The 23,524-nt window shown below is 36.2% G+C and carries 19 protein-coding genes and 1 other RNA gene; 9 read left to right on the plus strand and 11 right to left on the minus strand.

Annotation, left to right across the window (positions count from 1 at the left end; genetic code table 11):
* Positions 1–407: 407 nt before the first annotated feature.
* Positions 408–2,138, minus strand: coding sequence for a carbohydrate-binding protein (locus HW347_RS20785; RefSeq protein ID WP_214611784.1), 1,731 nt, complete (start codon positions 2,136–2,138; stop codon positions 408–410).
* 297 nt (positions 2,139–2,435) lie between these two features.
* Here HW347_RS20785 and gcvT point away from each other — a divergent pair, with 297 nt between their 5' ends.
* From gcvT to HW347_RS10240, 5 genes are all read left to right on the plus strand, one after another.
* Entirely contained in the window at positions 2,436–3,521 is a 1,086-nt protein-coding gene (gcvT, locus tag HW347_RS10220; protein ID WP_214611785.1) for a glycine cleavage system aminomethyltransferase GcvT, read from the plus strand.
* Positions 3,521–4,435 carry a glutaminase gene (locus tag HW347_RS10225; RefSeq protein WP_214611786.1) on the plus strand — a complete coding sequence of 305 codons (915 nt, stop codon included), beginning with the start codon at positions 3,521–3,523 and terminating at the stop codon, positions 4,433–4,435. The genes gcvT and HW347_RS10225 overlap by 1 nt, the downstream gene beginning before the upstream one ends.
* A gap of 3 nt (positions 4,436–4,438) precedes the next feature.
* Complete coding sequence (locus tag HW347_RS10230) at positions 4,439–5,260, plus strand: sugar nucleotide-binding protein (RefSeq protein WP_214611787.1); 822 nt, start codon at positions 4,439–4,441, stop codon at positions 5,258–5,260.
* A 93-nt stretch (positions 5,261–5,353) separates the two neighbouring features.
* Positions 5,354–5,641, plus strand: a complete 288-nt coding sequence (locus HW347_RS10235; protein WP_214611788.1) for a 4a-hydroxytetrahydrobiopterin dehydratase — start codon at positions 5,354–5,356, stop codon at positions 5,639–5,641.
* Positions 5,642–5,782: 141 nt separating this feature from the next.
* On the plus strand, positions 5,783–6,493 hold the full coding sequence (locus HW347_RS10240; RefSeq protein WP_214611789.1) for a YebC/PmpR family DNA-binding transcriptional regulator: 711 nt from the start codon (positions 5,783–5,785) through the stop codon (positions 6,491–6,493).
* A gap of 67 nt (positions 6,494–6,560) precedes the next feature.
* Here HW347_RS10240 and HW347_RS10245 read toward each other — a convergent pair whose 3' ends face one another.
* The 7 genes from HW347_RS10245 to HW347_RS10275 all read right to left on the minus strand — a co-directional run bounded on the left by HW347_RS10245 (position 6,561) and on the right by HW347_RS10275 (position 17,400).
* Positions 6,561–11,750 (minus strand): BspA family leucine-rich repeat surface protein, encoded by a 5,190-nt coding sequence (locus tag HW347_RS10245; RefSeq protein WP_214611790.1) that lies wholly within the window; start codon positions 11,748–11,750, stop codon positions 6,561–6,563.
* A gap of 275 nt (positions 11,751–12,025) precedes the next feature.
* Entirely contained in the window at positions 12,026–12,559 is a 534-nt protein-coding gene (locus HW347_RS10250) for a 1-acyl-sn-glycerol-3-phosphate acyltransferase (RefSeq protein ID WP_214611791.1), read from the minus strand.
* Positions 12,560–12,640: 81 nt separating this feature from the next.
* Positions 12,641–13,768: an iron-containing alcohol dehydrogenase family protein gene (locus HW347_RS10255; protein ID WP_214612144.1), complete on the minus strand. Its 1,128-nt coding sequence runs from the start codon at positions 13,766–13,768 to the stop codon at positions 12,641–12,643.
* 6 nt (positions 13,769–13,774) lie between these two features.
* Positions 13,775–14,476 carry an HAD family hydrolase gene (locus tag HW347_RS10260; protein WP_214611792.1) on the minus strand — a complete coding sequence of 234 codons (702 nt, stop codon included), beginning with the start codon at positions 14,474–14,476 and terminating at the stop codon, positions 13,775–13,777.
* The gene (kdsB, locus tag HW347_RS10265; RefSeq protein WP_214612145.1) at positions 14,467–15,180 is read right to left on the minus strand and encodes a 3-deoxy-manno-octulosonate cytidylyltransferase; all 714 of its coding nucleotides are present in this window, start codon (positions 15,178–15,180) and stop codon (positions 14,467–14,469) included. Before kdsB ends, HW347_RS10260 begins: the two co-directional genes overlap by 10 nt.
* 105 nt (positions 15,181–15,285) lie before the next feature.
* Positions 15,286–15,855: a DUF4126 domain-containing protein gene (locus tag HW347_RS10270; RefSeq protein ID WP_214611793.1), complete on the minus strand. Its 570-nt coding sequence runs from the start codon at positions 15,853–15,855 to the stop codon at positions 15,286–15,288.
* Between the two features lie 105 nt (positions 15,856–15,960).
* Positions 15,961–17,400: an ATP-dependent DNA helicase gene (locus HW347_RS10275; RefSeq protein WP_214611794.1), complete on the minus strand. Its 1,440-nt coding sequence runs from the start codon at positions 17,398–17,400 to the stop codon at positions 15,961–15,963.
* Positions 17,401–17,501: 101 nt separating this feature from the next.
* Here HW347_RS10275 and HW347_RS10280 point away from each other — a divergent pair, with 101 nt between their 5' ends.
* Genes HW347_RS10280 through HW347_RS10290 form a run of 3 tightly spaced genes read left to right on the plus strand, consistent with a single transcriptional unit; the run spans position 17,502 to position 19,511 of the window.
* Positions 17,502–18,152: a hypothetical protein gene (locus tag HW347_RS10280; RefSeq protein ID WP_214611795.1), complete on the plus strand. Its 651-nt coding sequence runs from the start codon at positions 17,502–17,504 to the stop codon at positions 18,150–18,152.
* Positions 18,130–18,963, plus strand: a complete 834-nt coding sequence (locus tag HW347_RS10285) for a DUF3822 family protein (RefSeq protein ID WP_214611796.1) — start codon at positions 18,130–18,132, stop codon at positions 18,961–18,963. The genes HW347_RS10280 and HW347_RS10285 overlap by 23 nt, the downstream gene beginning before the upstream one ends.
* On the plus strand, positions 18,963–19,511 hold the full coding sequence (locus HW347_RS10290) for an RsmD family RNA methyltransferase (protein ID WP_214611797.1): 549 nt from the start codon (positions 18,963–18,965) through the stop codon (positions 19,509–19,511). Before HW347_RS10285 ends, HW347_RS10290 begins: the two co-directional genes overlap by 1 nt.
* A 21-nt stretch (positions 19,512–19,532) precedes the next feature.
* On the opposite strand, the gene rnpB is transcribed toward HW347_RS10290, so the two are convergent.
* Positions 19,533–19,843, minus strand: an RNA gene (gene rnpB / locus HW347_RS10295) — RNase P RNA component class A.
* Positions 19,844–19,970: 127 nt separating this feature from the next.
* Between rnpB and HW347_RS10300 the strand changes: the two genes are divergently transcribed.
* Positions 19,971–21,800 carry a DNA polymerase III subunit gamma/tau gene (locus tag HW347_RS10300; RefSeq protein WP_214611798.1) on the plus strand — a complete coding sequence of 610 codons (1,830 nt, stop codon included), beginning with the start codon at positions 19,971–19,973 and terminating at the stop codon, positions 21,798–21,800.
* On the opposite strand, the gene HW347_RS10305 is transcribed toward HW347_RS10300, so the two are convergent.
* The gene (locus HW347_RS10305; protein WP_214611799.1) at positions 21,789–22,148 is read right to left on the minus strand and encodes a transmembrane 220 family protein; all 360 of its coding nucleotides are present in this window, start codon (positions 22,146–22,148) and stop codon (positions 21,789–21,791) included. The two genes, HW347_RS10300 and HW347_RS10305, sit on opposite strands and share 12 nt — an antisense overlap.
* Positions 22,145–23,524: an alkaline phosphatase family protein gene (locus tag HW347_RS10310; RefSeq protein WP_214611800.1), complete on the minus strand. Its 1,380-nt coding sequence runs from the start codon at positions 23,522–23,524 to the stop codon at positions 22,145–22,147. The genes HW347_RS10305 and HW347_RS10310 overlap by 4 nt, the downstream gene beginning before the upstream one ends.

Here is a 23,524-nt window from a genome sequence, read left to right on the forward strand (position 1 = left end):
TATATTTGTTTTATGGGATTAATTTAAAGTTTGGTAATTTACAAAGATTGTATAAAACATAATAAAGCGCAATTATACAATAAGCTCATATTTTAATAATATTGAAAGTTAAATAAAATTGTCTATCGCTATGCGACCATACAAATATCATCTTCATACACTTCTTTAAAACATCAACTTCCACGTAGAAATTAGAAGTCTTAAAATTGACCTAGAATACTTACATAAGTCTTTTGCTCCGATACTACTTTTTGTATTTGCGCCTTCATCAACAATAGCATCTTCTTTGCTTTCTTAGTGAAAAGAAATTCCCTAAATAAGAAAAACCCTTGAATATACATTCAAGGGTTTTAAATGAAAATTATTTCTGTTCTAATAGATTTTCAATAATTCATATTAAGAACTAATTAATGTTCTACATAAAAATCATAAACTACCACTTCTCCATAATTATTAGAATTACCTGTTTGGCTGCCTTCTTTTTCAGCATTACTTTGTGTGTAATTACCAATTTTAAAATAAGCTTCTCCATAGCTTCTATCCATAACGTAGGAGTTACTGCCATCTTTTACTAAATAACGAGAAGCATTACCACTAGCATAAGCACTTTTTAAGCCACCATCTTCACTGTAATAGCAATAGTGTTTTCCATTTACTACTTCAAAAATTACTTCATGCTCAGTTCCTAAACTATAATTTGATTTAATAGTTAGGTCACTTCTTAGCTTACCACCGTTGAAACTTAAGAAAAGTTTTGAACCTTCTAATCTTAAAACCATTGCATCATCAATACCATCTGCTTTATTACCGTGTATTTGAGTAGCAACTAAATGGTCCTTTACTATGGGTAGATGCGTAATAGCTTGCTTAACATAAACCACATTGGTTCCCGAAGTTGTCCATGAAATATCAGTTTTACCATCTTCTGTTCTTTCACGAAGTTCAGAACGTACATAATCAGAATTAGGAGTTGTTCCATTACCACTTCTAATTGGTGCTCTAAAAACAATTCCGTTTTTATTATCATTTACATAGAAATACTCATTGTTACCTTCTCCACATAGTGTTTTATCTTCTCCACCATCTGGATAAGTAATTTTCCATTGGTTACAATTATTCATTAAATCCGAAGGAATACTAGCAGTTCCTGTTCCGCCGCCGCCGTTACCATTGTCGTCGCTAGCCCCAAAAACTTGTACTTCTGCTAGAGATAATGGGTTGTTCCCTTTTAATTTTATTCTAACTCTTGAACCACTTACACCACCTGTACTAACCGTAACAGAAGGATTTGGCGTAGAAGTAATTGTTGTCTTAAAAACCTGAGTACCCGCAGAATTATAAACAAAAACGTCAAAATTGCTCAATCTACTTGAACAACAATTTGTTCTGTTCCAAATCTTAATATCGCCTATGGTATAGTCATCTCCCAACTGTACTTGCCACCAAGGCTGGTACATATTACTCGTATGGGTAACACTACCTTGGCTCCATACACCAGATGTATTTCCATCAACTGCTAAACCAGCAAGACCTGAAGTACTTGAATAGTTTGAAGATTGAGTTGCTGATTTACCAAGTGCAAGATTACTAGAATCAGCATTATTACCGGCATCAACGCTAACAGGTGTTATTTTTATCCAGTTAATATTCCAACCATTACCTGTGGCAAGAATTTTAAGAGTACTGCTCCCCGCAGACAAATTCACTGTTTTTGAAGTGGTTATCCAGTTTTGCCATCCATTAGTTGCAGCTTTATTAACATTAGATAGCTTTGTGTTATCCTGATAAAAATCGAATTTTGAGCTACTATCTTTAGAAGCAACTCTAAATTCCATTTTATAACTTCCAGAATTTGCTATGTTCAAATCATACTCCAAATAATCTCCAGTAGCTATCCATCCAACATTCTGACCTCCTCCAGAATCGGAGGTTGTTTCTGTTCTAACACCATTCATGTTATCATAATCCTCTGCTTGGATTATAGTTGATGAACTTGATGGAACACTGAAAAGGTTCGCTACAGCAAAGTCTTCTTTCTCCTCTACCTCAGTTTTTGCACAACTTTGAGCAAAAACTAATGCCAGAACAGCACCACTTGCCAAAAGACGAGATCTTGAATTTTCAAAAATTGTTTTCATAATAGTGTATTTAAAATAAGTTCATGGTTAACCAGTATGGTTAACCAATTTGGTTAACCAATATTAACTAGAAAATGTTAAAAAACTAAATAAAACGCCAATTATTACCTAAATAACAATTTAGGTGCACAAAAAATACCAATAAAACAAAGACCTCAAATTTGTATCAAAAACATCCTTAAACTTCTATTTTAAAACAAATGGCATTGAAGTTATTTTCTATTTGTCTGATAACCTTAAAAACAACTTTTGTATCCTTGATTTATTCAATAGCTTTGTTTACTAAATAGCAAGAAAATGAAAAACACAGCTTTAACATCTACCCATGAAGCTTTAGGAGCTAAAATGGTACCCTTTGCAGGGTATAATATGCCTGTTTCTTATGAGGGCATAAATGTAGAACATGAGACCGTTCGTAATGGTGTAGGCGTTTTTGACGTTTCGCACATGGGGGAATTTTTAATTGAAGGACCAAAAGCTCTAGAGCTAATTCAAAAAGTATCTTCCAACGATGCTTCCAAACTCACCATTGGAAAAGCCCAATATAGTTGTCTTCCTAATGAAACAGGTGGCATTGTTGATGACCTTATTATATACTACATTAAAGAAGAAACCTACCTTTTAGTAGTAAACGCTTCCAATATTGATAAAGATTGGTCGCATATATCAAAATATAATGAAGAGATAGGCGCAACTATGCGTAATATTTCAGAAGGATTCTCACTTTTAGCAATTCAAGGTCCTAAAGCCGTTGAAGCCATGCAAGCCTTAACCTCAGTAGACTTAGCCAGCATCAAATTTTATAATTTTGTTGTTGCCGATTTTGCTGGAATAGGAAATGTAATCATATCCGCTACAGGATATACTGGTTCCGGTGGATTTGAAATCTATTGCAAGAACAGTGAAGTTCAGCAAGTATGGGACAATATTTTTGAAGTTGGCGCCGCCTTCGGTATTAAACCAATTGGCCTTGCTGCACGTGATACCCTTCGTCTTGAAATGGGCTATTGTCTGTATGGAAACGATATTGATGACAGTACATCTCCTTTTGAAGCTGGTTTAGGTTGGATTACCAAGTTCACTAAAGATTTTGTGAACAGCGAAGCCTTAGCAAAAATAAAAGCACATGACCCAGAGCGCAAACTAATTGGTTTTGAACTAGAAGAAAGAGGTATACCCAGACACGGTTATGACATTGTAGACGGCCAAGGAAAAACTATTGGTATTGTAACCTCCGGAACCATGTCTCCTTCATTAGGAAAAGGAATTGGATTAGGTTATGTACCGCAAGTTTTTTCTGAGGTTGGTTCTAAAATACATATTCAAGTTCGTAAAAAGGCAATACCCGCAACCGTCGTGAAACTCCCATTTTTTAAAGCCTAATGGTAGATTATCAAACCATAATAGATAAAATTGTAGCGAACTCCAAAGAAGCAACAGAAAGAGGTGTTATAGCTTCCTATATTCCTGAATTAGCCAATATTAGTTTACATAAATTCGGCATTCATATTCTAGATGCGGACAGGAAAACTTATAGTGCCGGAGAAGCATTGGAAGGCTTTTCTATTCAAAGTATTTCTAAGGTACTAGCACTTGCTTTCTCTTTTAGTTTAGTAGGAGATGAATTATGGAAAAGAGTTGATGTTGAGCCTTCTGGTGACCCATTCAATCATTTATCACTATTAGAACTAGAGAATGGTATTCCTAGAAACCCTTTTATAAACGCTGGTGCTTTAGTTATTGCAGATGTATTAGTTTCTCATTTAGAAAATCCTAAAGAAGAATTCTTGCGTTTTGTTCAAGAGCTAGCAAATGACTCCTCTATTCGTTATAACGAAAAAGTAGCATTGTCAGAAAAAAGGACTGGATTTAAAAACTACGCAGCGGCTAACTTATTAAAATCTTACGGCAACCTGCGCAATGATGTAGATTCAGTGCTTGATTTGTATTTCTATCAATGTTCATTAGAGATGAACTGCAAGCAATTAACCGATGCTTTTTATATTTTCATGAATCACGGTACTTGTCTAAGAGAAAAGAGCTATCTAAATCTAACCCAGGTAAAACGCATAAATGCTTTAATGCTAACTTGCGGTTTTTATGATGAAGCTGGAGAGTTTGCTTTTGAAGTTGGCCTTCCCGGAAAAAGTGGTGTTGGCGGCGGAATAGTAGCTTTACTGCCTAATACATATTGTGTAGCTACCTGGTCTCCTGGTTTAAATCCAAAAGGAAACTCTAAATTAGGAATGGCTGCTTTAGAAGAATTAACAACTAAAACAGGACACTCAATTTTTTAAAGATTGGATATAAAAAAAATTTTAATACTTGGTGGAAGTGGTTTTTTAGGTAACGCTATTTACAAGGAACTATGTAACTATTTTGATACTTATGGAACGTATAATTCAGCCAGACGGTCGTTTGAAGACAACAAACAATTCTTCAAATACGATATGGAGGAAGATGATGTACATGAGATTTTAGAAAAAGTCCGGCCTAAGGTAATCGTTTCAGCCCTTCGCGGTAATTTCGCCGCTCAAATATTGGCACATCAACATATTATTGAATATTTAAAAGAGAACGATTGTAGACTGTACTTTCTTTCTTCTGCCAATGTCTTTGATGCTTATAGAAAATACCCATCTTACGAGCACGACAAAACTCTTTCCGAGAGTGTTTATGGAAGGTTAAAGATTAAAATTGAAAACATGCTGCTTAGGCTGCCTCAAGATAAAATGGGAATCCTACGTATTCCCATGGTTTTTGGAAATAGCTCTCCGCGGATAAAAGATATTAAAAAATATATTTGGGATAATGCCCCTGTTGAAGTTTTTCCTAATCTGGTTTTGAATGTCACCAATGATGATAAACTTACCCAGCAAATACATTATCTCATTAATAGGGACAAGACAGGAGTCTTTCATTTGGGCAGTAACGACCTTGTTCATCATGAAGATTTTATAAAGGAAGTAGTAGAACGTATTGGAGAATTTACTCCAATTTACAAACGGATATTTACAACTAACGACGAGAGATATCTTGCCGTTCTACCAAAAGACAATAAATTGCCTAAAAATTTACAATACGGGTATCAAGATATTATTAATCATCATGTGATGCGTTAATACTAAAATTAGGGGGTTTTCGCAATTAAAGGAATTTGAATTGCGTAATTTAAGAGTGCTATTAATTACGAACAAAACATTATTTAGAATACTATGAAAAAACTATCGGAACAAGAAATAGAAAGTCAGCTTACCAAATTAAGCGGCTGGGAGTATGTTGATGGTGCCATTGAAACTTCTTTTGAATTCAAAGATTTTAAAGATGCATTCTCTGTTATGACTCGCATTGCATTTGAATGTGAAGCTCAAGGCCATCACCCAGATTGGAGCAACGTCTACAATTCTTTACATATTCGACTCAACACTCACGATGCAGAGGGGATTACTGAAAAAGATTTTAAGTTAGCACAAAGCATAGAAGAGATTATAGAGAGTGAATAAAAAATTGACACGCGGTTCTCATTCATTGCTTCAAAAACGACACTAAGTAAAGTTCTTTTGAATTGATGAAGTTCGGTTACTTGCAACCGTTGCCATTTTTATTAAATTTGCTACCTTCAACAAATATATTACACATAGATTATGGGAAGAGCTTTTGAATTCAGGAAAGCACGTAAAATGAAGCGATGGTCAGCAATGTCAAAAGCCTTTACGCGTATTGGTAAAGACATTGTTATGGCAGTAAAAGAAGGAGGACCGGATCCGGATTCCAACTCTAGACTGCGAGCCGTAATTCAGAACGGAAAGGCCGTTAACATGCCTAAAGACAATATTGAGCGCGCTATTAAAAGAGCCTCAGATAAAAGTCTAGGTGATTACAAAGAAGTTCTTTTTGAAGGTTACGCGCCGCATGGTATTGCTATTCTAATAGAAACTGCAACAGATAACAATACCCGTACCGTTGCAAATGTTAGAAGTTACTTTAATAAATGTGATGGTAGTTTGGGTACATCAGGTTCGGTAGAGTTTATGTTTGATCACACCTGTAATTTCAGGATTCCTGCCGAAGGAATCGACCCGGAAGAACTAGAATTAGAACTTATAGATTTTGGAGCAGAAGAGGTTTTTGTTGATGATGATGGTATCTTGATTTATGCTCCTTTTGAGAGCTTTGGAGACATTCAAAAAGAATTGGAAAACAGAGAACTCGAAATTTTGTCTTCTGGCTTTGAGCGTATTCCACAAGTAACCAAAGCACTTTCTGAAGAAGAAGCTGCCGATGTTGAAAAACTTTTAGAGAAAATTGAAGAAGATGATGATGTACAGAATGTATATCATACAATGCAAGAGTAGCATTTTGCATCAAATATATTTGAATAAAAAAAGCGCCCAGAAATGGGCGCTTTTTTATTGTTTTATACTATTTATTTATTACCATCTGTTTTTGATATTGCTCACCTTGAGCATCAAGTGATCTAATAAAATAAGTTCCTGAAGGAAGTTCTTCTACATTTAACAAGTACGCCCCATCATCAGATACTGCTGATCCACTATATGAATGTACCAATCTTCCAGAAACATCAAATATATTTATCTCAGTTAATTGAACCGGTTTTTCAAAACTTAATATTGTTTCAGCTATCACAGGATTTGGAGTCAAGGTTGTTGTATTTATAATCGAACCTTTAGCATTAATACTAGTTAAAGACATATCCGAGTCATCACAACTAATACCACCATCATTAATAGTCCAATCATAGATATCGATTAATTGTTGACGTGCATCTTCACTTGCACAATATGTTATATTAGTTGCGTCTAAAGTAATATATTGAGTTAATTCTTCTTGCTGTGCCCAACCAATTAAGGTTTTATCATAGTTTAAGGAACTTAAACCTGAACCTGAAAACATTTTTGATAAATCCTTAGTATTAGAAATATTAAAAGAAGATAAATCTTGATTGAATGAGTTAGCATCTAAAAACATATGACTCATACTATTAACATTACTGGTATCCCATGAGCTAATGTCTTGATTAAAAGAATCTGCATTTAAAAACATATATGACATATCTAAAACATCATTAGTATCCCATCCACTTATATCTTCGTTCATGCTCGTCGCATTTACAAACATGCGACGGAAAGAAGTTACATCTCTAAGATCCGGAATATCACTAGCAAGAATATGAAGGTTCTTACAATCCTGAAATGCTTGAGACATACCAGTCCATATCTGATCGCCCCACTGATCTACAGAAATTAGTTTATAAGAATCACTTTTGTAACTTTCTTCCATAAAAATTCTTGGGAAAGCACCACTTATTGAAATTTGATATACACCTGGCACTTCATAAGTATGTGTTTTACTGCCCGTAATCCCTATATCCGAAGTCCCATCTCCCCAATCAACACTATAATTATATATTTCCGGGGCATATATAGGTATCTTAATTTGATTATCCGCTGAGGCCCCTACATTATCTGTTTTCCATGTTGTAATAAAAGGTCTAATTATTGGATCATTACAATTGCTCTTACCGGCGTCAGTTATGCTCCAACCAAAATCATTGATTAATTTTTGGCGTGCTTCTTGACCTTGGCAATATTGCGAGTTACCAGCATTAAATATTACTCCATTTTTCAGGGTTTGACTACTCCAACCATTAAGCAAAGCGTCATAATTTTTATTAGAAAGACTCGCTCCTTGAAACATATTATTCATAGTTGTCACATTACTAATGTTCCAAGATGAAATATCAGAATCAAAGAAATCAGAATAAGAGAACATATAGTCCATATTAGAAATATTGGAAAAATCCCATGTACTAAGATTAGTTCCAATATTATCTACTCCACTAAACATGTGTGAAAGAGAAATTACATTCGATAAGTCTGGAGTATCAGTTGCAACAATTTTAAGATCTTTACAATTAGCAAAAGCATACTCCATAGATGACCATTTTATATCACCCCAATGATCAATGGATATCAATTTTTCATTGTCTCCAAAAGTACTCCAATTCATTTTCGGGAATATTCCTGTAATACTGATTTGAAATACTCCACCTGTTCTGTACTTATGAGTGATTTCTCCCGTGACTCCAGAATTTGAAGTATCATCCCCCCAATCTACGTTATAATTATAGTCCATTCCGGATGCAGGTATTCTTACTTCATTGTATCTTGATACCCCATTATTATTTGTTTTCCATGTAGTAACAAAGGATGAAGAATCAATACAGTCCGCCATTTGACCTGAATCCTTTATATGCCAGCCATAATCATTAACCAGTATTTGACGGACCTCTTTTCCCAAGCAGAAAGTCAAATTATTAGCAGAAAAATAAACATCTCGAGGTATTCTTCTTTCGTCAGCACTCAAAGTACTCCATCCAAGAAGTAATTTATCATAATTTTCAAAAGACATTTCCGTTTGTCCATTGAACATATTCTGAAGTCCAAAAGAACCCGTTAACCCACTAATATCCCAATCACCTATGTCTTGATTAAAAGCTTTACTGCTATGAAACATTGAAAACATAATTTCTACCTGACTAACATCCCACTTTCCAATATCCTGATTAAATTTACTAGCGTACTGAAACATTTCAGACATGTTTTGAACATTACCAACATCCCATGAACCAATATTTTGATTAAACTCATAAGCTGATTTAAACATGTTATTCATTTTGGTAACATTACTCACATCCCATTCGCTAATATCTTGATTGAATTTATAACTGTCATTGAACATGTGGCTCATCTTAGTCACGCTACCTACATCCCATGCTCCAATAGGTGCATTAAACAAAGTTGTTCCGAAAAACATATATTGCATATTTTCTACTTGAGATACATCCCATTTATTGAGGTTTTGATTAAAGCTTTTGGCTGTTGTAAACGTTCTAAACATATCAACAACATTTCCAACATCCCAATTATCAAAAGAAGAATTCCCAACAAGCGCATCACAACCTTCAAACATAGATGCCAAGGAATAAACCTTTGTTAAATTTGGAATATCGCTAGCTACTACATCAAGATTTCTACAGTCTGTAAAGGCAGATTCCATTGAGGTCCATTTAACGTTACCCCATTGGTTAACTGAGATTATTTTTAATTCATCAACATTTTCGGTCTGCTCAAAACCAGCATTGAAATAAATTCTTGGAAAATCTCCACTAATTGAAACCTCGTAAATGCCTGGTGTCTCATAGGTATGTGTTATATTTCCTCCCACATTTACATTTGTTGAACCATCTCCCCAATTAACAGAGTAATTATAATTTTCTTCTGGAAAAGTCGGTATCGTAATTTGATTATCTCCTGATATTCCTGGATTATCAGTTTTCCAGGTAGTTACAAAAGGCCTGAATTCATTCATTTCGGCCTCATTGATTCTGAACTCCGAAATACTGTTCCAGTTATTGTTCTCCTGTGAATTACCCTGGCCTATATAGCGCAGGTACCTCACACTTTGCAACGGAAAGCTATAAGCCTCCAAAGATATGGAATTGCCACTGCTCCTTTGGCCTTCCAAAACGTTAGTCCAGTTAGAACCATCATCCGATACGGCAAGGTCAAAAAGACTAGTCCTTCGGTTTCCCGAGAAAAAGGCGATCTCCACATCGGACACGTTCTTGGTCTCCCCAAGATCGAATGTCATCCATTCTCCCAAACCGTTGGAACTCCATCGGGAATAATAATTGCCGTCCATAACGTTGCAGGGGCCGTTACCGTCGTCCGAACTGACTGAAATCCGAACGAGAGCGATTCCCGTACTCGGCGAAGAATCCAGACAATCCCTTTCAGGTAAAACAAACTTGTTTATTCGGAATTCCGTAACTCCTTCTAAATCATTATTGTCCTGGGAATCTTGAGCCGTATAGCGTAAATATTTGGTATTTCGGACGGGAAAATTAAACTTTTCCAAGGCCAGCGAGGCACCGCTGCTAGACCCGTCCTTTAGTACTGTTGTCCAGTTAGCACCATCATCCGACACCGAAATATCAAACACGCTAGCGCTTATATCACCTGACAAAAAGGCTATTTCAACTTGGTCGACATCACTTGAACCATCCATTTCAAAAGTTATGGATTTGCTCGAAAAGTTGGAACTCCAATAGGAGACTAAATCATTGTCCATGACATTACAGGGACCGTTGCCTTCATCTGAAACAGCCACAATTCTATTTGGAACTAGGCCGGAAGAGGGACTTGAATCAAAGCATTCAATTTCAGGAATTCGTGGTTCGTTTATTCTAAATTCGGTAATACTATTCCAATTATTATTTTCCTGTGAATTCCCTTGTCCTACGTATCTAAGGTATCTAATATTTTGTGTTGAGAATTGAATCTCTTCTAAGTTTGTAGAAGCACCACTACTTGATTGATTCTCCAAAACAGTAGACCAGTTTTCTCCATCAATAGACACTTCTAAATCAAAAATACTAGCTCTATTATTACCCGAGAAAAAGGCAATTTCCACACCTCCCACGTTCTTAGGCTCTCCAAAATCAAAAGAAATCCACTCACCTAGACCATTGGAACTCCATCTAGAATAAAAATTACCATCCATTACGTTGCATGGACCATTACCGTCATCGGAATTTGCTACAATATTTTCAGGCACTAAACCAAAAGGTGGGTTTATTTCAAGACAGTTACTTTCAGGTAAAACAGATTCGTCTATTCGGAATTCCGTAATCCCGTTTAAAGCATTATTGTCTTGGGAATTACCTTGAACAGTATACCGTAAATACTTCGTGCTTTGGAAAGGAAAATTAAATTTCTCTAAATCCAAAGAGGTTCCACTACTTGATCGGTCCTTTAAAACTGTTGTCCAGTTTACTCCATCAACGGACACTAAAATATCGAATACGCTGACCCTTGTCTCTCCATACAAAAAGGCTATTTCAACCTGATCAACATCCTTAAAACCTGTCAATTCAAATGTTATGGATTCGCCTAGAACATTGGAACTCCAATAGGAGGTTAAATCATTGTCCATCAAATTACAGAGACCATTGCCGTCATCTGAAACAGCCACAATTCTATTTGGAACTAGACCAGACGAGGGACTTAGATCAAGGCATTCAATTTCAGGTATTCGTGGTTCGTTTATTCTAAATTCCGTAATACTGTTCCAATTATTATTTTCCTGTGAATTCCCTTGCCCTACGTATCTAAGGTATCTAATATTTTGTGTGGAGAATTTAAACTCCTCCAAGTTTGTAGAAGCACCACTACTTGATTGACTCTCTAAAACAGTAGACCAGTTTTTACCATCGATGGATACTTCTAAACTGAATATACTAGCTCTATTATTACCCGAGAAAAAGGCAATCTCAACCCCCCCAACGTTCATAGCCGCCCCTAAATCGAATGAAATCCACTCACCTATACCATTGGAACTCCATCTAGAATAAAAATTACCATCCATTACGTTGCATGGCCCATTACCGTCATCGGAATTTGCTACAATATTTTCAGGCACTAAACCAAAAGGTGGATTTAGCTCAAGACAATAGCTTTGAGCACTAGCACTTAAGGATATACCAAGTAAAAAAAATAAAAACTGGGTTTTAATGTAAAGTTTCTTCATATAGTTGGTCGGTTTTGATGCTAGAAAAAAATAGTTCAATATTTATAATTTGTCTGGTATAAGAAAAATAATGCTTGTAAGATATTACTTAGATTCAGACATAGGAGTTAGTAAAGCTGATTATCGATAAAGTGTATATAAACTGTGTTAAAATACACACAGTTTTTACAAACAAAAAAAAACGCCCATTTCTGGGCGCTTTTTTGTTAATTATCATAAGAGTAATAATAGAGTGGTTACCTGAGATTAAAACAGTAAGCCTAACTCAAGAAACACTACCGAGAGATCTTTCCTACTACACCTTTAAAGAATTTTTTATAGACTTTAAAATCAGCTTCTTTATCGTCCGTAGTATACAAAGGTTCTGAAACCTTGACCTGTTTTTTACCAAAATCAAAAGCTATTAAAACTATGGGGACATTAGCTCCTTTAGCAATGTAGTAAAAACCTGTTTTCCATTTATCTACCTTCTTACGGGTACCTTCTGGCGCAATTGTTAACCTGAATTTTTTTCGTTTTTCAAATACCTTTACTGTGGCCGAAACCATATCGTTATTCTTGCTACGATCAATAGGCTCACCCCCTAATCGTCTAAATATAAACCCGAAAGGAAAAGCAAAAAGACTCTTTTTACCAACAAAATTGATTTCTTCTCCCCATACCTTTCTAATAAGGAGTCCGAGGAAAAAATCCATATAACTTGTATGTGGTACTACTGCAATTACAAACTTATCTATATGACCGGGAAATTCGCCCACCATTTTCCAGCCCATCAACTTGAAATAAATAAAACGAGCTAATTTTTGCATGAGAGTACGTAGAGATTTAAAAAAGTGAAATTGGCTTTACCATCTAAGGTAATCACCTATTTCACCAATAAAAATATAATACTAAATTTTTCTGTAGATGGATTCTAACTTTTCAGGAGTAATGGTGTCCCGCCAGTTTTTACCTAATGCATTTTCCCATAGCGGAACCATGTTCATTGCTACGGAAATCATAGTCTCAAACTCTGCTTCACTTAGATTAGCACAGATACCAGTTGGTAATTCAATATTATGTTTTTCCTTCATTTTATTGAAAAGATTTACACCTTCTGGGTAGAACTCTTCAAGATGTTGAAATACTAAACAATTACCAATACCATGTTTGACTCCCAATAAATAGCCAAGACCATAACTCATAGCATGTGCCACACCTACTTGAGAATAAGCAATGCTCATACCTCCGTGCCATGAGGCCATCATTAGTTTATCTCTTGACTCCTCTGCCGGTAAATCTCCTAAGTAAACCTCTTTACACAATTCTAGAGCTTTCTCTCCATAACTTTGGCTAAAGGCATTTAAAAATGTCCCTGTAAGTGATTCAATACAATGAATAAAACAATCCATACCAGTATAGAACCATTGCTCTTTTGAGACTCCTTGGGTTAAATCTGGATCTAAAAGCACTTGACCAAAAGTAGTATGGTCTGAATTTATTCCTAATTTTTTATCTGGCCCCAATAAAACCGTAGTTCTAGAAACTTCTGCGCCTGTTCCACTTATTGTAGGTATTCCCACGTGAAAAATTGCTGGCTTTTGAACTAAATCCCATCCTTGATATTCTGAAGAACTTCCGTTATTAGTTAGTAAAATTGATACAGCTTTGGCTAAATCTAATAGAGTTCCTCCTCCAATACCAACAATTCCCGAAGGCAAATCTTGATATTCTCTCTTAATTTTATCGACTAAAGCATCTACTTGAGCTGTTTTAGGCTCCTCTTCTGCAGAGATGAATATAATCTGATCATTGAAAATCAGTGGAATTCTTTTTGCCAACTCCGTATTTTCAAAAACATCATCAACTAAAAAAATAAAAGGAGCATCAGAATGTTTGCGCTTGGGCATTAGTATCTCTCCCAATTGATTAAAACTTCCCTTGCCAAAAACCACTCTAGGCACCATTGGAAAATTTCTAAATTCCGTTTGTTTACCTACAGTTGCTTTTTTTACCTGCATTTCTTTTTTTACCTCCATCATAACCTATTTCAAATACGCTAATATATCTGACAATGTATTAATTTTCAGATAATTGTAATCTTCATCATTAATTTTCACTTGTTCATGTTGCCACGTAGTATGAAAGGGTACATGTACCGCTTGCGCACCAATTTCAACCAAAGGCAGCACATCGGATTTTAATGAATTCCCTATCATTAAAAACTCATTTACATCAATTTGCAAATGGTTCAACAAATGTATATAGTTTTCTTCTTTCTTATCACTTAGGACTTCCACATGGTGAAAAAATTCAGAAAGTCCAGACTTTTCTAATTTACGTTCTTGATCTAAAAGATCACCTTTTGTCAAAACAATAAGTCGGTAATTACCGCTTAATTTACGTAAAACTTCTCTTACACCATCTAATAACTCTACTGGTTGGCGTAACATTTCTTTACCTAGATTCAAAATTTCTTCAATCGTTGCTTGTGAAACCCTGTTATTTGAAAGTTTCAATGCAGATTCTACCATAGAGAGCATAAAACCTTTTACACCATAGCCGTAAAGCTCCAGGTTATTGATTTCCATTTTAAACAACTCCTGATCTATGGTATTCATAGTCTCGTAACCTTCCAAAAGCTTAGCGAACTTCTCCTCTGCTTCTCTAAAATAGGTTTCGTTTACCCACAACGTATCATCGGCATCAAAGCCAACTACTGTAATTTTACTATAATCTACTTCCATGCTTGTTGTGCTCTTTTCAAATCTTCGGGAGTATCTATTTCTATTCCCGAAACGGTTGTTTCAACCATTTTGATTTTCTTTCCGTACTCTAGGTAACGAATAGCTTCAATTTTTTCAATAGCTTCTAACGGCAGCATTGGTAATCTTTGGAAAGCCATTAAAGCACTTTTCCTAAAGGCATAAATACCTTTGTGCTTATAATAAACACTATCAATTTCTTTATTTCTTGGGTAAGGAATTACAGAACGTGAAAAATACAGGGCAAAATTACGATTATCAACAATGACCTTTACTGTGTTGGAGTTGTTTATTTCTTCTTCATCAGTAATCCTAACCATTAAGGACGCTAAGTCTATTTCTTTCTCCGTATCGTTTTTAAACACTTCTAAAACGCTTGCCAAACTTTCTCTATCCGTAAAGGGTTCGTCTCCTTGAACGTTCACAATAATATCAACATCCATATCCGTAACTGCCTCAGCAATTCGATCACTACCGCAGTCATGTTCCTTCTGGCTCATAAGTGCTTGACCACCTGCGCTGGTTATAGCATCAAAAATAACATCACTATCTGTCACTACATAAACCTCGTCAAATAACTTGGTCCCTATTGCTGCTTCGTAAGTACGCAGAATTACAGGTTTCCCTGATAGGTCCTGCATTAATTTTGCAGGGAATCTAGATGCCGCATAACGGGCCGGTATCATGGCTATTATTTTCACTTTATATCCTGATTATCGTTTACTATTATATTTCTTTTCTCTCTACAGATTACTAAAACTTGAAAATTTCGTAAGCCACTTTAAATGTCTTTAGTCCGTTCTTTTGGGCCTTAACTTTCTATAAATACGAAAGATAAAAACCAAAATGATAATAACTAAAATCACTGCAAGTACTGGCGCAAATATTGATGCCGTGGCTACAACGACCGCTGTACCTGTTTCTACTGTTGAAACTATAGGATTGGCCAAACCACCTGTTGTTGCTGTAGAAGCCAATCTACCTGTTGCTCCCGCACCTTTTATAGCAGTAGCTGTTCCTCCTCCTGCAATGATTGCCAAAGACCAAGTTACCACCGGGTCTAAATCTGCCACTGTAGACACCATAACGGCCGTACCGGCTATGGCGGCTAAAGGCACTGCAAAGCTATCTAAAAGATTGTCCACCAAGGGTATGAAATAGCCAAAAATTTCAACTAGGGTTGCAACTCCCAGAGCTACCACCGCTGCAAAACTCCCTATCCATTGCCAGCTTTCATTAAGCTCCCAAACTCCGGTATATGATGCCAAGCTCAAAGCAAATAGTGGCAAGAATACACGAAAGCCTACAGATGCAGCAAGGCCAATGCCTAAAAAAATACTGATTATGCTTTCTGAGGTCATATTATTCCTAAATTATAGTGATTTACATAAGGTTAAATGGAGTACATTCTTCTGTATAGAAGCTCAAAACCCATTAATAAACTCTTTGCAAAGACGCAATTTAGCCTATTCCTCACCAACAAAAAAATCATCCTTGAATCCTATAAGATACAACTGCTTTTTTGCCCGTGTAACGGCAGTATACAACCAACGTAGGTATTCTTTATCTACTCCATTTGGCAAATAGGGTTGCTCAACAAAAACAGTATTCCATTGCCCTCCTTGAGACTTATGACAGGTTATAGCATATGAAAATTTCACTTGCAATGCATTGAAATATTTATTGCTCTTTACACCTAAAAACTTCTTGTATTTAGATGATTCATTAGCAAAGTCCTTCATTACTTCTTGATAGAGCCTATTCCCCTCCTCATAAGGTAAAGACGGTGTTTCTGCCTTTATCGTATCTAACAATAAAACGGTCTCAAAAGGTTTTTGGTTGGGATAATCTACCATTTGAACTTTAACCTCTGCAAATCTAAAACCATACAATTCTTTTATAGCAAATAATTCAAGGACTTCAATAACATCGCCGTTAGCTATAAAACCAGCTTCACTATTAGGAGACAACCAAAAGTAATTGTTCTTTACGACCATCATAAAATCTCCTACGGCTATCTCATTTTCTAAAAATAAGATTCGGCTACGAATATTTTCGTTATAGAGATTAGCCCTTTTATTGGACCTGACTATAAATGCGGTCTCTTCTTTCCCATTTTCGGAATAACTGGTATCAATAGCTTCTTGTATCTCATAACCATCAACAAGCCTAACTATATCTTTAAAATTGCTTAAATGAAATTTAAACTCATCTGTAAAATTACTTTGCAATTGCTCCCGAAGTAAGGTTGCATTTACCAAAATACCAGAATCCTCGGCCTGCCTAACTACTTCATCCAATTCCAATCGCACCACTTCCTTATCATAGTTTAGTGCTAACTTATCCGGGTCTAATGCTGGACTGATATTCAAATGCACAGGTGGTAGCTGAGCAGTATCCCCAATTAAAATGAGTTTACAATTATGCCCGGAATAGACAAACTGAATTAAATCATCCAAAAGAGATCCATTACCAAATAGCTTAGAATCTGTTGGCGCATCGGGTATCATAGAAGCTTCATCCACTATAAAAATGGTATTTCTATGTTTATTTGGTGCCAAAACAAATTGAATTCCTCCTCCTCCCTGCTTTTTAGGAAAGTATATCTTTCTGTGAATGGTGAAGGATTGCGTGTTCGCGTAATTAGACATTACTTTTGCCGCTCTTCCTGTGGGCGCCATTAAAACAGCCTTCATTGTGGTTTTCCAGAGGCTATTAACCACAGTTCCTACCAAAGTTGTTTTACCCGTACCGGCAAAACCTTTAAGTAAGAACACATCGTCCTTTCTGTCAGAAAGTATATACGTAGCTAGCTTTTGTAATGCTATTGCCTGCTTGAGTGTAGGCTCGTGTGGAAATTTCTCCTTTAGTATTTTATAAAATGATGCATCGTTCAACGTTACCATAGGTATCAAAGATAAACAGGATTTTTACGAGAAAAACTTTTGCGATTGAAAAAAAATTGTAGATTTGTCACAACCACTAAAATATAATTAACACTTAAGAAATGAAGACCATAATTCAAATTGTACTGTGGGTAGCATGTGCAGGTTTAGCATACGCTATATACCAATCAGTTACGGGACCAATAGAGTTCAACAAAGTAAAAGAAGAACGTTACGGGCAGGTTATCGCCAAGTTGAAGGACATTAGAAACGCTCAAGAGGCCTATAAAACTGTAAACAGAAAATACGCCAAAGATTTCAACAGTTTGATCAAGTTTATCGATACTGCTGAGTACACTATTACTCAACAACGTGATTCATCTTACATGGAATTCGATAAAACATATCAAATTGACCTTTTGAAAGAGGTTAAAATCATTGATACGTTAGGTGCTGTTTCGGTAAAAGATTCTCTTTTCAAAGGAGATACTCGTTACAAGACTCTTATGGAAGTTCCTTTTGCACAAGGCGGAGAGAAATTTGAAATGAAATCTGATATTCTTACTAAAGGAAGCTATAAAGCTCCTGTTTTTGAAGCTAAAATAGATAAGTCAGTAGTATTGTACGATCAACCGGAAGCACTTCTTAAGAAAGAAAAAGCAGAAATTGGTGTTGAAGAAGTTAATGGAGCATTTATAAAAGTTGGTTCTCTTAACGAAGTAAGTACGGCTGGAAACTGGCCCCCTGTATATGACAAAAAAGGAGACGAATAATAATACTGGAAAACCAGTTGAGAATTTTAAAAAACTGTCCATTCAAGTTAGCTTGAATGGACTTTCTTTTTGTGTATTTGACACAGTAGCAAATTCAATCTTAAACTCAGAAAAGGTTGTTTTTGCAAAAGAGCTTACGCCCTATGAAATCTTAAAGCGGTTAAAACTTCTATTTTCTACGCATCACATAGAAGAAGATCAGTTTTCTGAAATTGTAGTAGTACACAGAAACAACTTGTTCAGTCTTGTACCACAAGTCTTATTTAACGAAGACGAACTGGCCAACTACCTAAAATTCAATACCAAAATATTGGCCAATGATCACTTAGCCTTTGATGAGCTCGAAAGCTATGAGATTAACAATGTTTATGTTCCATTTGTAAACATCAACAACTACATCTACGATCTTTTTGGTGAATTTACCTTTAAGCATAATGGCACCGTAATGGTAGAATCGTTATTGAACAACCATTCCGCTAGTAAAGAAGCCGTGTGCTACATACATACTTCGCAACGCCAGATGGATGTTACCGTTATAGCTTCAAAAAAGCTTTTACTGTTTAACAGCTTTAACTTTGTGACTAAAGAAGATTTTCTCTATTACCTGCTTTTCACGTTAGAACAACTAGAACTTGATACAGAATCGGTTTCCATAAAACTCTTTGGTGATATTGAAAAAGATGATGATATTTATGACCTTTGCTACAACTATGTAAAGGATGTCTCCATGTTCTACCCTTCATTTACTGAACATCCAGGCATAGATCGACCAGAAGAAACTATTGATTTCACCGTAATAAACGCTTTTTAATGCGCATCATTTCAGGTTTACATAAAGGAAAGCGAATAACAGCACCTAAAAAATTACCCGTTCGTCCAACCACAGACATGGCCAAAGAAGCTTTGTTCAATATTTTGAACAATCGATATTACTTTGATGACCTTGTAGTGCTTGATTTGTTTGCAGGAACAGGAAATATCAGTTACGAGTTTGCCTCTAGAGGTACGAAGCAAATTAGTGCCGTTGATGCTGACTATGGATGTGTGAGATTTATTAATGAAACATCTGACGCAATGGAAATGGGTATTGCTGCTTACAAAAGTGATGTTTTCAATTATCTTGAAAAGTCTCGCGAAAAAGCAAACATTATATTTGCCGACCCACCTTACGGCTTACCATTGGAATCCTTCGAGAAAATACCAAAACTAGTTTTTGAAAAAGAATTATTACTAGAGAACGGTCTGCTCGTAATAGAGCATGCTAACCAAATGGACTTGTCTCATCTGGACAATTTTGTTGAAAAACGAAAATACGGAGGTAGTATTTTTAGCTTATTCGCAAATCCAAGCGAAGACTAAAACTTGTAATCGGAATAAAAAAAATAAAGCAGGCCCATAAGCCGGATTCTGTTAAGCCCCTAAGGACTCCCCTATCATTTATCTAGGACTAACATTACTGTTAATATCAAACCGCCTACCCTTCGGCTCGAGCGTACAGCCCTCAAGCACCGATTTACATGACGTTTCACCGCATAGAGTTTACCTGGTTTCACTACAGCATTACCTGTACATACTTTCTGCTGCACTTGTCCTTTCCGTTAAACGGACGACGGGCGTTACCCGCTATGCTGCACTATGGTGTCCGGACTTTCCTCTCCCGTTTTCACGGCAGCGATAAGGAGACCTGCTTAACGTGCTAAATTAGTACAATTGTTGATAAATAAAGACTTTATCCTACCGAAATAAAACGCTCTTATCATTCCTATATTTATATTTGTATAATTGAGTTGATGTAAATTCTAAAACCCTAAGTTTTTTTTGGAACCTTTTATTGTATCGGCACGTAAATATAGACCTCAGACATTTAAGGATGTTGTGGGGCAACAGGCCATTACTAATACCCTAACCAATGCCATTGAACATAATCATTTGGCACAGGCCCTTTTATTTTGTGGTCCTAGGGGAGTTGGTAAGACTACCTGTGCACGTATTCTTGCCAAGCAAATAAATTCCGATGGAACAGAAAGTGAAGATGAGGATTTTGCATTCAATATTTTTGAGCTAGATGCCGCCTCTAACAACTCTGTAGATGATATTCGTAACCTTATAGACCAGGTACGCATACCACCCCAAGTAGGTAAATACAAAGTATATATTATAGATGAGGTGCACATGCTCTCACAATCGGCCTTCAATGCTTTTCTAAAAACACTTGAAGAACCGCCAAAGCATGCTATTTTCATCTTAGCAACCACTGAAAAGCACAAAATTATCCCAACGATACTTTCTCGTTGTCAAATATTTGATTTTAAACGCATTACAGTTAAGGATGCTGCTCAATATTTGAAATACATAGCCGAAAACCAAGGTATAGTTGCAGATGATGATGCTTTACATATCATTGCTCAAAAAGCTGATGGTGCCATGAGAGACGCCCTTTCTATTTTTGATAGAGTGGTTAGTTTTTCAGGAAAAGAACTGACAAGAAAGGCCGTAACAGAAAACCTAAATGTTTTAGATTACGACACCTATTTCTCGGCAACAGATTTTATTTTAGAGCATAATATTCCACAGCTACTACTTTTATTCAACGAAACCTTGTCATTAGGTTTTGACGGACATCACTTTATAAGTGGCTTAGCTTCGCATTTCAGAGATCTTATGGTTTGTCAACATCAAGACACCATTAACTTATTGGAAGTAGGTGACGTAGCCAAACAGAACTACTTAGAGCAGTCAAAAAAGACCTCTATGCAGCTTCTTATGCAAGCTTTAAATATTGCCAATGACTGCGATTTAAAGTATAAAACCAGCAAGAATCAGCGGCTGCTGGTAGAACTTACTTTAATGAAATTAGCTTCAATTGGATTTGAGGCCGAAAAAAAAAACTCTGAATCTGACGTCTTAGACGGTTCTACTATAGATTTTATTGCGCCTGCATCCTTTTTTAGAGGAAATAGCTCTGTTAAAAAAGATTCTGCCGAAACCCCTACCCCTCAACAACACACAAAACCAGCTACTCCAGCACCTGCAGAGATAAATAAGCAGGAAGCCCAGCAGTATCAGGCAGAGGAAACAAAGCAAAAATCAAATTCTTTAGCAGTGGCAGAACCTAAAGTTGAGGAAACTGCACAACCACCTAAACCCGAAGCCGCTCCGGTAAATAAAATTAATATTGGTGGAGGAAAAAGAGTTTCCGGACTCTCTATTTCTAGCCTAAAAGCAAAGAAAGAGCACGAACTCAGCCGAAAGGACGATACAATTGACGAAAGTAAACTCCCTAAAGACCCCTTTACCGAAGAGGCTATGCAAAAACATTGGGCGGATTTTGTTCATAAAATCGATATAGATGGCAAGAAAATACTAGCATCTAACCTCAGCGTAGATATACCTAAGCTAGTTCAAGACAAAACCATTTGGATTGAATTGCCTAACGAAACAATGAAAAAGGAAATTGAGCGGGAGCAATATGGCCTTATGGAGCACCTGAGAAAAAATCTCAACAATTATTTCATTGAACTTAAGATTACTGTTAACGAAAAAATAGCTAAAAAATTCGCGTTTACTCCTGAGGAAAAGTATGAAAAACTTAGAGAAAAGAACCCAGCTATAGATTTGCTTAGAAAAACTTTTGACTTAGATCTTTAACCCTTTTACAAAGCGAATTCGCAGGGCATATACTAACATTACTAATGCTATAATTAGTAAACCACAAGCCTCTCTACCGCGTTCAATATTTTCTATATCTCCCTCTCCAATAGCAAAACCTTGAAATTGCACAGGCCATTGCTTATAAGCACCTTTAATTGATATGAGACAAAAAATAGTTGCTATAGTAAACGTCAAACGATTCGCTACAAAAAGGACTGATGCAAAAGCAGCTAAGCCATAAATTACATACCATATAGTAGCATCTGGATCATTGTATTGTAGATATGCCGCCCAAGTGAAAAGGATTGCAAATACAGCGCCTACTATTTTAAAGAAAGACTTCATTCTTCTTCAGTTAGATGTTTCTTTAAGATACCATATACATCGGTCGCTTCAATATCATCATTAAAAGAGGAGTTTACCTGATCCGTAACCAAAATAGGAAAGTCCGCTTTATCTTCTGGTATTCTACCGTGCGAACCCTTTACTAAGGTTGCATCCAACGGAATTATATTCATTACAGTTCTGAATCCCATTTTTTTCTTAAGCAACATAGCAACAACTTTTGCCATTACCAATTTGTCTTTAGGATCCGTCAACATTTCCACTGGATCATAACCTGGTTTTTTATGAATATCAACCATACGCGCATAATCGGGTGCTTTGGCGTCATCCAACCAGAAATAATATGTGAACCAAGAGTCGGCATCGGCAACCACAACTAGGTCACCGCTTCTTTCATGATTCAATTTAGCCTTTTCAAGCTCTTCACCCATAAGTACCATCTCAACTCCTGAAACTGATTCCAGCAAAGCTTTAACCTCTAACTTAACGGAAGGATCATTCAAATAAATATGTGCTATTTGATGATCTGCCACAGCAAAAGCTCTGCTTTGGCCCGCATCTAAAAGCTCCAGTCCTCGTTCTTCACGAATAGCTATATAGCCCTTAGAACGTAAAATTCTATTTAAGTGGATAGGATTATTCACATCTGTAATACCATATTCAGAGAGCAATACAATACGTGCGTTACGCTTTTGAAAATGGTTCACCAATTGCTCTACAACCCCATCTATTTCTTTCAGGTCTTTTTTGATTTTATCAAAATCAAGTCCGTGACGTTGTAAATTATAGTCTAAATGCGGAAGATAAACCAAAGACAATGTTGGGTTATGCATCTCATCCGTACGTATGGCTGCATCTGCAATCCATTTACTAGATTTTATTGACGTTTTTGGGCCCCAAAATTGAAAAAGAGGAAAAGTCCCCAACTCATTTTGTAGCGTATCTCTTAACTCAGGTGGATATGAATATACATCCGGAATTTTTCTACCATCGGCCAAATAATTAGGTCTTGGAGTTAGACTGTAGTCTACATTAGAATACATGTTATACCACCAAAAATGATTTGCACATGTAAAATGCTCATCTTCTTTTTTTAGCTCATCCCAAATTTTTTCGCTCTGCACCAATTTATTAGACTGGTTCCAAAACTTCACCTCACACAAATCTTTAAAATACCATCCATTACCAACAATACCATGTACGTCAGGCGTTTTTCCGGTCAAATATGTAGACTGTGCGCTGCAAGTTACCGCAGGCAAAACCGGACTTATGTAAGCTGATTTACCTTTTTTTAAAAAAGCTTCAATAAACGGGGTATGCTCCCCAATAAGACGTTGGGTCAAACCCACAACATTAATCACTAGCGTTTTCTTCAT

Source organism: Zobellia barbeyronii (assembly GCF_018603515.1).
Classification (GTDB): Bacteria; Bacteroidota; Bacteroidia; order Flavobacteriales; family Flavobacteriaceae; genus Zobellia; species Zobellia barbeyronii.